This window comes from Streptomyces sp. WAC00040 (assembly GCF_056835925.1).
Genome location: NZ_JAKQZE010000001.1, coordinates 1780085 through 1793059 on the forward strand (window position 1 = coordinate 1780085; position 12975 = coordinate 1793059).

A 12975-nucleotide genomic window follows, 5' to 3' on the forward strand; every position below is an offset into this window, starting at 1 on the left:
GGTTGTTCCCCTATTTCTCGATTTACTTGGATATCCAAGCAAAATCGCAGGTCAAATGGGGTTTCGCAGTAATGCTGCCCACTGGGTAACGTGCCTGTGACAGGGCGTTCGCCGGGGCACCTGTCACGCCTGACTTCCGGCCGCGTCGCACACACCCCGTGCGCGGGCACGGACGTGGGCGAGCCGCACTGGCTTTCCGGCGGACCCCGGGGGCCGGACCGACGGAGGAGCACGCACGTGACCGTGGAGAGCACTGCTGCCGCGCGTAAACCGCGACGCGCCAGTAAGCGCGCCAGCGCCGCCAAGAAGCCGCAGAGTTCCGAGCCCCAGCTCGTACAACTGCTGACGCCCGAGGGCGAACGCGTCCAGCATCCCGAGTACGACATCGATCTGAGCGCCGACGAGATGCGCGGGCTGTACCGGGACATGGTCCTGACCCGCCGCTTCGATGCCGAGGCCACCGCGCTGCAGCGCCAGGGCGAGCTGGGCCTGTGGGCCTCGCTGCTGGGTCAGGAAGCCGCGCAGATCGGCTCGGGACGCGCACTGCGCGACGACGACTACGTCTTCCCGACCTACCGTGAGCACGGCGTCGCCTGGTGCCGCGGTGTCGACCCGACCAACCTGCTGGGCATGTTCCGCGGGGTGAATCACGGTGGCTGGGACCCGACCACCAACAACTTCCACCTCTACACGATCGTCATCGGCTCGCAGACGCTGCACGCCACCGGCTACGCCATGGGCGTCGCCAAGGACGGCGCAGACTCGGCCGTGATCGCGTACTTCGGCGACGGTGCTTCCAGCCAGGGCGACGTGGCCGAGTCGTTCACGTTCTCCGCGGTCTACAACGCCCCGGTCGTGTTCTTCTGCCAGAACAACCAGTGGGCGATCTCCGAGCCCACCGAGCGCCAGACCCGGGTGCCGCTGTACCAGCGCGCGCAGGGCTTCGGCTTCCCCGGCGTCCGCGTCGACGGCAACGACGTCCTCGCCTGCCTGGCCGTGACCCGCTCCGCCCTGGAGAGGGCCCGCCGCGGCGAGGGCCCGACGCTCGTCGAGGCCTTCACGTACCGCATGGGTGCGCACACCACCTCGGACGACCCCACCAAGTACCGCCACGACGACGAGCGTGCGGCCTGGGAGGCCAAGGACCCGATCCTTCGCCTGCGGACGTACCTCGAGACCGAGGGCCACGCCGACGAGGCGTTCTTCACCTCCCTCGACGAGGAGAGCGACGTGCTCGCCAAGCGGGTCCGTGAGGCGGTCCGGGCCATGCCCGACCCCGAGGACATGGCGATGTTCGACCACGTGTACGCGGACGGGCACTCGCTCGTCGACGAGGAGCGCGCCCAGTTCGCCGCTTACCAGGCGTCGTTCGCCGAGGAGGGCAACTAGTCATGGCTGTAGAGAAGCTTCCTCTCGCGAAGGCGCTCAACGAGTCGCTCCGCAAGGCCCTCGAGACCGACCCCAAAGTCCTGATCATGGGTGAGGACGTCGGCAAGCTCGGCGGCGTCTTCCGTATCACTGACGGGCTCCAGAAGGACTTCGGCGAGGACCGGGTCATCGACACCCCTCTCGCCGAGTCGGGCATCGTCGGCACCGCCATCGGTCTGGCCCTGCGCGGCTACCGCCCCGTGGTGGAGATCCAGTTCGACGGCTTCGTCTTCCCGGCGTACGACCAGATCGTCACGCAGCTCGCGAAGATGCACGCCCGCGCGCTCGGCAAGATCAAGCTGCCGGTCGTCATCCGCATCCCCTACGGCGGTGGCATCGGCGCGGTCGAGCACCACTCCGAGTCCCCCGAGGCGCTCTTCGCGCACGTGGCCGGTCTCAAGGTCGTCTCCCCGTCGAACTCCTCCGACGCCTACTGGATGCTCCAGCAGGCGATCCAGAGTGACGACCCGGTGATCTTCTTCGAGCCGAAGCGCCGCTACTGGGACAAGAGCGAGGTGGACACCGAGGCCATCCCCGGCCGGCTGCACGCGGCGCGTGTCGCACAGCCCGGGTCCGACATCACGCTGGCCGCTTACGGCCCGATGGTGAAGGTCTGCCTCGAGGCGGCCGCGGCCGCCGCCGAGGAGGGCAAGTCGGTGGAGGTCATCGACCTGCGCTCGATGTCCCCGATCGACTTCGACACCATCCAGACGTCCGTCGAGAAGACCGGCCGGCTGGTCGTGGTCCACGAGGCGCCCGTCTTCTACGGCTCCGGCGCCGAGATCGCGGCCCGCATCACCGAGCGGTGCTTCTACCACCTCGAGGCCCCTGTGCTGAGGGTCGGCGGCTTTCACGCCCCGTATCCGCCGGCGCGGCTCGAGGAGGAGTACCTTCCGGGTCTGGACCGTGTGCTGGACGCCGTCGACCGCTCGCTCGCGTACTGAGGAGTGCCGTGACCATGACTCAAGACACTTCCCTTCGCTTCCGCGAGTTCAAGATGCCCGACGTGGGCGAGGGACTCACCGAGGCCGAGATCCTCAAGTGGTACGTCCAGCCGGGCGACACCGTCACCGACGGCCAGGTCGTGTGCGAGGTCGAGACGGCGAAGGCGGCCGTCGAGCTTCCGATCCCGTACGACGGCGTGGTGCACGAGCTGCGCTTCGCCGAGGGCACCACCGTTGACGTCGGCACCTCGATCATCACGGTCGATGTGGCGCCGGGAAGCGGTGAGGCGGCTCCGGCCGAGGCCGCCGCGGTGCCGCCCGCCCAGACCGAGGCGTCGCCCGTCGCCGAGGCCGCCGCGGAGGCTGAGGAGGCGAAGCCGCAGGGCCGTCAGCCGGTCCTCGTCGGCTACGGCGTTGCCGAGTCCTCGACCAAGCGCAGGCCGCGCAAGCAGGCGGGTGCGCCCGAGCAGAGCCGCGCGGCAGCGGCCGTCCAGGCGGAGATGAACGGCCACGGCGCCCCGACGGCGCCGCGTCCGCTCGCCAAGCCCCCGGTGCGCAAGCTCGCCAAGGACCTGGGCATCGACCTGGCGACGGTCACCCCGACCGGCCCGGACGGCGTCATCACCCGTGAGGACGTCCACGCGGCCGCCGCCCCGGCTGCCGCCGCGGCACCGGTCACAGCGCCGGCCGCAGAGCCCGTCACCGGGCAGGAGCCGCTCGCCGCCCCCGCCGTCGAGGCCGGCGCGCGCGAGACCCGGGTGCCGATCAAGGGTGTGCGCAAGGCGACCGCCTCCGCGATGGTCGGAAGCGCCTTCACCGCACCGCATGTCACGGAGTTCGTCACGATCGACGTGACGCGCACGATGAAGCTGGTCGAGGAGCTCAAGACCGACAAGGACATGGCCGGTCTGCGGGTCAACCCGCTGCTGCTGATCGCCAAGGCCCTGCTGGTCGCCATCAAGCGGAACCCGGAGGTCAACGCCTCCTGGGACGAGGCGAACCAGGAGATCGTGCAGAAGCACTACGTCAACCTGGGCATCGCCGCGGCCACTCCGCGGGGCCTGATCGTGCCGAACATCAAGGACGCGCACGACAAAACCCTGCCGCAGCTCGCGGCGGCGCTGGGCGAGCTGGTGGCCACGGCCCGCGAGGGGAAGACCACCCCGGCGGCGATGCAGGGTGGCACGGTGACCATCACCAATGTCGGTGTCTTCGGTGTCGACACCGGAACGCCGATCCTCAACCCCGGTGAGTCCGCGATCCTCGCTGTGGGCGCGATCAAGCTCCAGCCGTGGGTCCACAAGGGCAAGGTGAAGCCCCGTCAGGTCACCACGCTGGCGCTCTCCTTCGACCACCGCCTGGTCGACGGCGAGCTCGGCTCCAAGGTTCTCGCGGATGTCGCGGCGATCCTGGAGCAGCCGAAGAGGCTGATCACCTGGGCCTGATGGCCTTGAAGTCCTGTTTCACGTGAAACGCCCGGCCGGGCGGTCCCGGCCGGGCGTTTCACGTTGAAGACGATGCCTTTCATGGGTTTGCCGGAAATGGGATTCCGTCATGCGGACGTGCCTGCCTGATGCACCTCTGTTGTATCTATGCTGTGCGCATGCCTGCCGCGCCCGTGAAACGACCCCCTGCCGCCGACCGCGTCTACACCCACGTCAAGCAGGCCGTCCTCGACCGGCGCTACGAGGGCGGCACCCTGCTCACCGAAGGCGAACTCGCCGAGGCGGTAGGGGTCTCCCGCACGCCGGTACGAGAGGCCCTGCTCAAGCTCGAGGTCGAAGGGCTGATCAAGCTCTATCCGAAGAAGGGCGCGCTCGTCCTCGCCGTCTCCGCCCAGGAGATCAGGGACGTGGTCGAGACCCGCCTGCTGGTCGAGGAGTTCGCGGTGCGCCGGGCCGTGCCCGCTCCCGCCGTGCTCATCGCCCGTCTGGAGGAACTGCTGGCCGAACAGCGCCGCCACGCCGACGCCGGAGACCTCGCCGCCTTCGCCGTCAGCGACCGGTGCTTCCACGCCGAGATCGTCAAGCACGCCGGCAACGACATCCTCTCCAGGCTGTACGACCAGCTCCGCGACCGTCAGCTGCGCATGGGCGTCGCGATGATGCAGGCGCTGCCGGACCGCATCACCCGCAACCACGACGAGCACGCCGAGATCCTCGAAAGGATCAAGGCGGGAGACGCCGAGGGTGCTGCCGCCTGCGTGCGGGGACACCTCGGCCGGGTCGAGGACCTGGTCCGGGGTGAGACACGGTGAGCGGCTCCGCCCCCGCCGTCTCCCTGCCGGGTGATCCCCCCGGCGGCCGCCGCGCCGCCGCGGTCTGGGGCATCGGCGTCGCCGTCTACTTCGTCGCCGTCATCTTCCGCACCAGCCTGGGCGTCGCCGGCCTCGACGCAGCCGACCGCTTCGACGTGGGCGCCTCCGCCCTGTCCACCTTCTCGATCCTCCAACTCCTCGTCTACGCGGGCATGCAGATACCGGTGGGCCTGATGGTCGACCGGCTGGGCACCAAGAAGGTGCTCACCATCGGCGTGGTCCTGTTCACCGTCGGCCAGCTGGGCTTCGCGCTCTCGCCCTCGTACGAGACCGCGCTCGCGTCCCGCGCCCTGCTCGGCTGCGGCGACGCGATGACCTTCATCAGCGTGCTGCGTCTCGGATCGCGCTGGTTCCCCGCCCGTCGCGGACCGCTCATCGGGCAGGTCGCCGCCCTCTTCGGAATGGCCGGCAACCTCGTCTCGACGCTCGTCATCGCCCGCATGCTGCACGGTGTGGGCTGGACCGCCACCTTCGTCGGCAGTGCCGCGTGCGGGGTGGTCGTCCTGATCCTGCTCTCGCTCTTCCTCTCCGACCACCCGGTAGGCCACGAACCCCCGCCGGCCCGGCACGCGGGGCCCGCCTTCGTGCAGAAGCAGATAGCCATGTCCTGGCGTGAGCCCGGAACCCGGCTCGGCATGTGGGTCCACTTCACCACCCAGTTCCCCGCCATGGTGTTCCTGCTCCTTTGGGGGATGCCGTTCCTGGTGGAGGCGCAGGGCCTGTCCCGCGAGACCGCGGGCAGCCTGCTGACGCTCGTGGTGCTCTCCAACATGCTGGTGGGCCTGGTGTACGGCCAGGTCATTGCCCGCCACCACGGAGCACGGGTGCCGCTGGCCCTCGGCACGGTCGGCGCCACCGCGGCCCTATGGGCGGCCACCCTCGCCTACCCGGGCGACCATGCGCCCATGTGGCTGCTCATCGCACTGTGCTCGGTGCTCGGCGCCTGCGGTCCCGCCTCGATGATCGGCTTCGACTTCGCGCGTCCCGCCAACCCGCCGGAACGGCAGGGCACTGCGTCCGGGATCGTCAACATGGGCGGGTTTGTCGCCTCGATGGCAACGTTGCTGGCGGTGGGCGTCCTTCTGGACGCAACCGGCGACGACTACCGCATCGCCTTCTCGTCGGTCTTCGTGCTGGAGGCGCTCGGGATCACCCAGATCCTGCGGCTGCGCGCCCGCGCGGCACGGCGCGAACGGGAACGGCTGGTGGCGAGCCGGGTGGAGGCGGTGCACGTCCCCGCCTGAGACCCCCGGGCCGCGACGGCGCCCGGTGGCTCGGAGCTGCGCCCAGGGGTCCCGGGGCCCTCCCAGGGCCCCACAGGCACGTCTACGGCGTGACCGCGAACTCCCGCAGGATCGCCGCCGCCAGCTCCGTGTCCCCGTCCACCTTGATCCGGTCCGGCACCGCGGCGGCCCGGACGCGGCCGCAGGCCAGCCGGTAGTAGGTCTCCCAGTCCATGGCGAGGGTCACAAGCGGGCCGAGGGAGGGCGAGCCGTCGATCGAGCCGCGACCGTCGGAGTCGACCCGCACCGTGCGCAGGAACTCCAGCGGGCCGTGGACATCGAAGACGACGGCCGAATTCGCCGGCGCACCCGCCTCCTTGGCGACCACCTTGGGCAGGCCCTGGAGGAGCACGTCCCGGGCGACATACGCGCCGGGGGAGTCGAGGTTGCCCGGCTTGTTCAACGCGGCCCGCAGGTCCTGCTCGTGCACCCACGTGTCGAACGCCCGCATCCGGTAGGCGAGTTCGACCGTCTGCTCGGCCCCCAGCGGTGCCCGGATCAGGGTGTCGGGGCTGCGGTTCTCGTTGCGCAGCTGACGAGCCCGCCGAATCATCGTGTACTCGAGTTCCGCGGTCATCTCCGGCGCCGTGTGGTGACGGCGCACATCGACCTGCATCTCCATGTAGCGGGCGAACTCGCTCCGCACATGATAGAGATCGCGCGGCAGGGAGTGGATGGGCCGCGGGTCGCCGAGCATCTCGCACTCCAGGCCGATGACATGCGAGACGATGTCACGCACCGACCAGCCCGGGCACGGAGTGGCGCGGTTCCACTCACCCTCGACGAGCGGCCCGACCAGCTCGGCTATCGCTTCGATGGAGTGGGTCCAGGCATCTGCGTAGTTCTGGAGGCTGGGATGGACGGTCACGGGACCCCTCGGCGGTCGTACGCGGACAAATTGGACTGGCAGCGCTGTGGGGGTCCGGGGGTGGCCCCCGGATGAGCACAGTACGCTGCCCGAAGGCACCCCGGCAGTGCTTTCGTGTGACGATCGTAGGCCCGTGTTGACGGCTCGAATGCCAGGACGGTGGTAGTGTGCGCGCCTCGCTCCTTCAGATCGCGGTAGACCCGGACGAAAAGGTCGATTCCCGAAGGCGGCGTGCGGCCTCCCTGGTGCGGGAACAGTCGGGCTCCGAACTGGTGATCCTCCCGGAGCTGTGGCCCGTGGGCGCCTTCGCCTACCAGCAGTTCGAGCAGGAGGCGGAGCGGCCCACCGGACCGACCTTCGAAGCCATGGCCGAGGCCGCGAAGGACGCGGCGGTCTGGCTGCACGCCGGTTCCGTCGTGGAGAAGGCCGCCGACGGCACCCTCTACAACACAGCGCTCGTCATCTCCCCCAGCGGCGAACTCGCCGCCGTCTACCGCAAGATCCACCGTTTCGGGTTCGACAAGGGCGAGGCCGTGATGATGGGCGCGGGCGAGGAGCTGGTGACCGTCCCGCTCCCGGGCGCCCTTACCATCGGTCTCGCCACCTGTTACGACCTCCGATTCCCCGAACTGTTCCGCGGCCTCGTCGACGCCGGCGCCCAGGCGCTGGTGATCCCCGCCGGCTGGCCCGCCCGCCGCCGCGAGCACTGGACCCTGCTCGCCCGCGCACGCGCGGTGGAGAACCAGGCCTACGTCCTCGCCTGCGGCACGGCCGGCACCCACGCCGGCGTCGAGCAGGCCGGCCACAGCATCGTCGTCGACCCCTGGGGCGAGGTCCTCGCGGAGGCGGGCCCCGGCGAAGAGGTCCTCACCGTGGACCTCGACCCCGCGAAGGTCACGAGGACCCGGGACGACTTCCCCGCCCTCAAGGACCGCCGCCTGGGCCTGCCGGCCCCGGCCGCCCCCAGGCTCTGACCGCACGCGTCGAGGCAGGGCCCGCTCCGAGGCGGGCCCTTGTCAGCGGTCCTCCCGCTCCTTCTCCGCCATCCGGATCACACACACCGCCACCGCGATCAGCAGCGCCGCGTCAGCGTCCTCCCGTACGACGTCCACCCCGTACGTGTCACGCAGCGTCAGCCACCGCCGTGAGACGTGGGCAAGGAGCTCCCCCTCGTACTCGACCGCGAACTCCCGGTCGAGGATCCGCCCGCTGACGTCCAGTTCGGTTCCTTCGGCCAGCGTCACCCGGTAGTGGTTGCGCAGCAGTGACATCCGCTTCCTGCGCACGGTGGCCAGCGTCCCGCCGTCCCGTTCGATCGTCATCGCGTCCCGGATGCTGAACATCCGCCGGCGCAGAGTGATCAGCACCCGCCCGTCCGGGTCCTGGATCTCCAGGGTGTCCCGCAGCCGCATGGCCTTCCCGTCGACCAGGAAGGCGTGCCGCCCGTGCTCGTCATCGATCCAGTAGTCGTCGCCGATCGCGAAGATCCTGTCCCGTACCAGATATTTCATGGCGGAATGAGTACCCCCGCGGGGGGCCGCGGGACCGGGGTACGGCTGCACGTGCACGCCTTCGGGTGCCCCGAGTGGGCCATGACCGGCAAGGGCCAGGGACTGTGGCCGGGCGTCAGTCGCCGACCTGCTGCTCCACGCGGTCCGGTTCGTTCCCGTCCTCGCCCGACCGGCGCTCCCCTGTCGTAGGCCCTGCCGGACGTGCGTGATCGGGCGTCCGTGCCCGGATGGCAAGCTTGAAGCATGAACGATGCCGCCTCGGCGCCCACTCCCGCGCCCGCGCCCCGCCGTGCCCGTGTCCGTGCCCCCGAGCTGATCGGCAAGGGGGGCTGGATCAACACCGGCGGCAAGGACCTGAAGCTCGCCGACTTCCGAGGCCGCATATTGATCTTGGATTTTTGAAATCGACAACGAACCACCAAACTCTTCGTCACACTGAGTGTGTGCACCAAGACACGATCTGTGACCTGTACCTCCGCCTGTCTCTTGACCGGGACGGCAAGACCGCAATCGAACGGCAGGAAGCCGACTGCCGTGCCTGGGCCGAACGCAACGGACTGGCCGTCCGCAAGGTCCACATAGACAGAGGGCGCTCCGGCTACAAGACCGTTGAGCGCAAGGGCTTCGACGCCGCGCTGGCGGCCGTCACGGCGGGCGTCGTGGGCACGCTGATCGTCTGGAAACTGGACCGCCTGTCCCGCAAGGGCATCGGCCAGGTTGGCAAAGTGCTGGACGACATCGAGAAGGCTGGCGGCCGTCTCGTCTCGGTGGTGGACGGTCTCGACACTTCGAACGACTCGGCTCGCATGGTCGTGGCGATGCTCGCCGAACTCGCCCGATCCGAGTCGAAGAATCTCGGCACACGCGTCGGCCATGCCAAGCGCTACCTACGCAGCAAGGGTCAGTGGATCGGCGGACAGCCTCCGTACGGGCTGCTCATCGACCCGCAGACCAAGAAGCTCGTCCGTGACCCGGAGCACGCCGTCTACGCCCGTCTCATCGCGGATGAAGCGCTCGCCGGAACGTCGCTGGTCAAGATCGCCCGACTTCTCAACGAGTACGAGATTCTTTCGCCCAGAGGCGGGCAGTGGAACGCGGCGAGCATCATGCAGCTCCTGCGCTCGCCAGCGTTTGCCGGCCTGATGCCGGAGACCGAGACCGTCGAGACGGACGACGGCGAGCGGAAGTACACGGGCAGGGTCTTCCCGTACCGCGATCCCGAGACTCTGGACACCGTCGAGATCGGCGAGGGGATCATCACGGTCGGAGAGCGTGAACAGATCATCCGCACCCTGGAATCCAGGACGTTCGTACACGCAGGAAAGCGGCGGCCGAAGCCCGAGGGGACGGCGCTGCTCACGGGACTCGTCTACTGCGCGGTACCCGGCTGCGGTCGCCGAATGCACCGCGTGGGAGGCAGCTACCAGTGCATGGCTCGCCGCGCGGGCAACCAGTGCATCGGAGCGTCGGCGCTGGCTGAAGCGGTGGACCAGTACGTGACGGAACAGTTCCTCACGAAGCTCCCAGCGCTCGAACCGGACGACCCGTTGCTTGTCGCGATCGCAGACCGCTGGGTGCACCGCGTGGACCCGGAGACCTTCGCGAAACGTGATGCGCTTACTGCTGAGATCCAGGATGAGGAAGCCCGCCTCGCCGATCTGGAGGACGCGCGATACGTGCGCGGTGAGTTCGGTGGCCCCGCAGCCGTGGAGCGCTACAACCGGCTTGCAGAGCGCCTGAGGGGGCGCATTGAAGGGCTTGGCGCCGATCTCCGCAAGCTCCCCATGCCGTCCGTGGACGTGTCACCGATGCTTGACGGCCTCATCCTGCGTGAGGCGTGGGCTGAGGCGACGAACGAAGATCGGCGCGGCCGGTTGTCACTCGCGATAGACCGGGTTGAAGTGGCTAAGGGAGTGCGCGGACAGCGGATCATCCCTGAGCAACGCATCCGGATTCATTGGGCGAAGCTGGGAACCGACAGCGCCGCCTGATGAGCACCGGGGTAACCCTTCCAGCTGTCGGCAGCGGACACGCGTGACGAAGTGACGAAATGACGCTCTCGCCCGGTTACCTCTTATAGAAGTGTTGTTGTTTCCATGAATGGAACAGAAGCAATCGTCATTCCGTCACTTCGTCACTCGGGATGTCCAAAGCTCAGGCGAAGTCCTCACCGCGACCCCGGCCCCGGCTCGGAAAACGTGGCCTGGGTGCCGCCCCGTTTTTGGACTGCCGACCCTTGCAGCCACTGAGTAAGGGCCTCCTTGAGCCCCTGAGAACGACTCCGCGAAGAGGCCGGTAGGCCGTGCGAAGCGGTACTGAGCCCCCGGTGGCTGCCCGCACTGGGTGGCTGTCAGGGGCTTCGTCGTACCCGCACCCTGTACCAACAAGCTTGTCCTGACGCGCTCTTGCGCCGGTCAGCCACAGGAGTGAGGCTCGTGCACGTTCGCGCAACCGACGCGACACCTGGAGTGATCGTGAACCTAAGGTTCCTCGGCATCATCCCGAACACGCCGACCGACGAGTCCCCGACCATCTGGCTTGATGAAGAGACCGGTGACCTGCTGATCCAGTCGTACAGGGCGACGGCGGAAGAGGTGAAGGCTTGCCAGGAGATCGGCTCGATCAACGGGCACTCCACGGACGTGCCGGACCACGAAACGATCATCAGGCTCCCTGCGGTGATGCTGAAGTACATCCCGCGCCCGGACGAGAACGGAGAAGCCGGAAGTGCAGCCACCCGCGCGTAACGCACTGGCCCGCGCGCAGCACTCAGCCGTGCATCTTGAGTTGCGTGACAGCTACATGCTCGATGACCCAGAGTTCCTTGCCTGGCAGCAGGGCAAGCGGCTGGACCCGGCTGATCGGTCGTCGTGGTGGGGCGGCTGGCACGACGCGGTGAGCGCTGCCACGGCGCGCGGGGTGGTGGTCCGCCGGGTCCGCATCGTGTCCGAGCCGATCAGTGACTACGTACGCTACGAGTACGACTGCACCTTCACCAATCTTGCTGCGGGTGAGTTGGTCCGGTGGCTGCCCCGCCGGCGGACGACGGACTTGGCGTTGCCAGGTACGGACTTCTGGGTCTTCGACGGCAACCAGGCCCTCTTCCACCACTTCACCGGAGAGGGCCAGTTGGACGAGGACGGGCGGGAGCACACCGACGATCCTGCGCGGGTCCACCTGTGTGCCACGGCGTTCGAGGCCGTCTGGCAACGAGCGATCCCGCACGAGGAGTACAAGCCGCGCTGATCGGTCACCACCATGGCTGTCTCTCCTTCTTCGAGTGCCCAGCATGCCCGGCAGGCTCTGGCGAACCGACTCGCTGAGCTCTGCCGGGACTCGGGCCTGAACGGGCGCGATCTCGCCCGGCTCTGCGGATGGCACCCGTCCAAGTCATCCCGGATCATGAACGCCCGTACGCCTCCGTCCGCCGACGACATCCGGGCTTGGTGCCGCGCGTGCGGGGCCGAAGGGCAGACGGACGATCTGATCGCCTCGCTGCGGACCGTCGAAGACATGTGGATCGGCTGGCGACGCATGGAGCGCGCCGGGCTCAAGCAAGCACAGGAAGCCCGGCTGCCGCTCTTCGAGCGAACCCGCCGGTTCCGCTCCTACTCCTCGTGGTTCGTTCCGGGCCTGATCCAGACCTACGGCTACACGGAAGCCGTCTTGCGTGCCGTTCAGCGGAGACGGGTCGAGGTCGATGACGTGGCCGATGCCGTCGCCGTGCGCATGGAACGTCAGCGCGTCCTCTACGAGGGTGACCGCCGGTTCGCGTTCCTGGTTGAGGAGTCGGTCTTGCGTAACGGTCTCGGGGGGCCGGACGTGCAGGAGGAACAGCTCAGCCACCTGCTCACAGTCGGCTCCCTGCCCAGCGTCAGCCTGGGCGTGGTGCCCACGCGGACCGATCGGTCCCGGATGCCGGTGGAAGGGTTCTGGATCTTCGACAGGGCACAGGTCAACGTCGAGCTGGTCTCCGGCTACCTCACGCTGACCCAGCCGAGCGAGGTTGCCGCGTACGCGGACACGTTCACCGAACTGGCCGAGATGGCCGTCCATGGGGCGAAGGCCCGCGCGCTGATCACCAGCGCCATTCAGACGCTCAGGTGACGACCGTGCAACCTCATGCAATTTCCTGGGAGTTGCCGCTCCACCGTTCCTAGCGTGGTCGCTACGCGGACGACACGAGGAGCGGGGCCGTGAAGACGATCACGTATGCGCAACCCCCGGTAGAGCTGCCGTTGCGAACAGACCCGGACCCCGTACCGGCGGCCAGCTGCGGGGTCTGCGCGGCCCTGGCCGCACAGCGCCGGGACGCCCGTCACCGGGGCGACCACTCCACGGCCAGTGATTGCAACGTGGAGCTCCGGAACCATCCGCACCCCGGGGAAGCGACATGACCGTGAGGGCCGTGCTCCGGTACGTCAGCTACGTCATGCACCGCCACCCCTCGGCGGAGACGACGGCCACGGCGCGGTGTCTGAACCCGGACTGCCAGTGGACTGCCGCGCCGACCGGGAACGCGGACGTGTGCACGGATATGTGTATCGAGCACACGGGCCGGACCGGTCACATGACCTTCGTGCGGGAGTTCTCGGAAGTCGCCGTGGTCGAGCGTGCCCAGTGA

14 protein-coding genes are annotated in these 12975 nt (G+C 68.6%); 12 read left to right on the forward strand and 2 right to left on the reverse strand.

Translation table 11 applies throughout. The features are described 5' to 3' along the window. The first annotated feature begins 237 nt into the window (after nt 1-237). From pdhA to MDN94_RS08225, 5 genes are all read left to right on the forward strand, one after another. Complete coding sequence (gene pdhA / locus MDN94_RS08205; protein WP_482725227.1) at nt 238-1389, forward strand: pyruvate dehydrogenase (acetyl-transferring) E1 component subunit alpha; 1152 nt, start codon at nt 238-240, stop codon at nt 1387-1389. A 2-nt stretch (nt 1390-1391) separates the two neighbouring features. After that, on the forward strand, nt 1392-2372 hold the full coding sequence (locus tag MDN94_RS08210) for an alpha-ketoacid dehydrogenase subunit beta (RefSeq protein WP_482725228.1): 981 nt from the start codon (nt 1392-1394) through the stop codon (nt 2370-2372). A 14-nt stretch (nt 2373-2386) separates the two neighbouring features. Further along, the gene (locus tag MDN94_RS08215) at nt 2387-3817 is read left to right on the forward strand and encodes a dihydrolipoamide acetyltransferase family protein (RefSeq protein ID WP_482725229.1); all 1431 of its coding nucleotides are present in this window, start codon (nt 2387-2389) and stop codon (nt 3815-3817) included. A gap of 158 nt (nt 3818-3975) precedes the next feature. Beyond that, a complete protein-coding gene (locus MDN94_RS08220) occupies nt 3976-4629 on the forward strand; it encodes a GntR family transcriptional regulator (protein ID WP_482725230.1) in 654 nt (217 codons plus the stop codon). Next, nucleotides 4626-5933, forward strand: coding sequence for an MFS transporter (locus tag MDN94_RS08225; RefSeq protein WP_482725231.1), 1308 nt, complete (start codon nt 4626-4628; stop codon nt 5931-5933). The genes MDN94_RS08220 and MDN94_RS08225 overlap by 4 nt, the downstream gene beginning before the upstream one ends. Nucleotides 5934-6015: 82 nt before the next feature. On the opposite strand, the gene MDN94_RS08230 is transcribed toward MDN94_RS08225, so the two are convergent. Beyond that, a complete protein-coding gene (locus MDN94_RS08230) occupies nt 6016-6840 on the reverse strand; it encodes a maleylpyruvate isomerase family mycothiol-dependent enzyme (RefSeq protein ID WP_482725232.1) in 825 nt (274 codons plus the stop codon). Nucleotides 6841-7007: 167 nt separating this feature from the next. Between MDN94_RS08230 and MDN94_RS08235 the strand changes: the two genes are divergently transcribed. Beyond that, nucleotides 7008-7814 carry a carbon-nitrogen family hydrolase gene (locus MDN94_RS08235; RefSeq protein WP_482725233.1) on the forward strand — a complete coding sequence of 269 codons (807 nt, stop codon included), beginning with the start codon at nt 7008-7010 and terminating at the stop codon, nt 7812-7814. Between the two features lie 42 nt (nt 7815-7856). On the opposite strand, the gene MDN94_RS08240 is transcribed toward MDN94_RS08235, so the two are convergent. Continuing rightward, a complete protein-coding gene (locus tag MDN94_RS08240; protein WP_482725234.1) occupies nt 7857-8351 on the reverse strand; it encodes an LURP-one-related/scramblase family protein in 495 nt (164 codons plus the stop codon). A gap of 243 nt (nt 8352-8594) precedes the next feature. Between MDN94_RS08240 and MDN94_RS08245 the strand changes: the two genes are divergently transcribed. The 6 genes from MDN94_RS08245 to MDN94_RS08270 all read left to right on the forward strand — a co-directional run bounded on the left by MDN94_RS08245 (nt 8595) and on the right by MDN94_RS08270 (nt 12975). Beyond that, nucleotides 8595-8753 carry a hypothetical protein gene (locus MDN94_RS08245; protein ID WP_482727118.1) on the forward strand — a complete coding sequence of 53 codons (159 nt, stop codon included), beginning with the start codon at nt 8595-8597 and terminating at the stop codon, nt 8751-8753. 41 nt (nt 8754-8794) lie between these two features. Next, nucleotides 8795-10342, forward strand: a complete 1548-nt coding sequence (locus MDN94_RS08250; protein ID WP_482725235.1) for a recombinase family protein — start codon at nt 8795-8797, stop codon at nt 10340-10342. 483 nt (nt 10343-10825) lie between these two features. Then, nucleotides 10826-11098, forward strand: coding sequence for a hypothetical protein (locus tag MDN94_RS08255; RefSeq protein ID WP_482727035.1), 273 nt, complete (start codon nt 10826-10828; stop codon nt 11096-11098). Further along, nucleotides 11079-11597 carry a DUF6879 family protein gene (locus MDN94_RS08260; protein ID WP_482725236.1) on the forward strand — a complete coding sequence of 173 codons (519 nt, stop codon included), beginning with the start codon at nt 11079-11081 and terminating at the stop codon, nt 11595-11597. The genes MDN94_RS08255 and MDN94_RS08260 overlap by 20 nt, the downstream gene beginning before the upstream one ends. Nucleotides 11598-11609: 12 nt before the next feature. Further along, nucleotides 11610-12458 carry a helix-turn-helix domain-containing protein gene (locus tag MDN94_RS08265; RefSeq protein ID WP_482725237.1) on the forward strand — a complete coding sequence of 283 codons (849 nt, stop codon included), beginning with the start codon at nt 11610-11612 and terminating at the stop codon, nt 12456-12458. Between the two features lie 286 nt (nt 12459-12744). Then, complete coding sequence (locus MDN94_RS08270; RefSeq protein WP_482725238.1) at nt 12745-12975, forward strand: DUF7848 domain-containing protein; 231 nt, start codon at nt 12745-12747, stop codon at nt 12973-12975.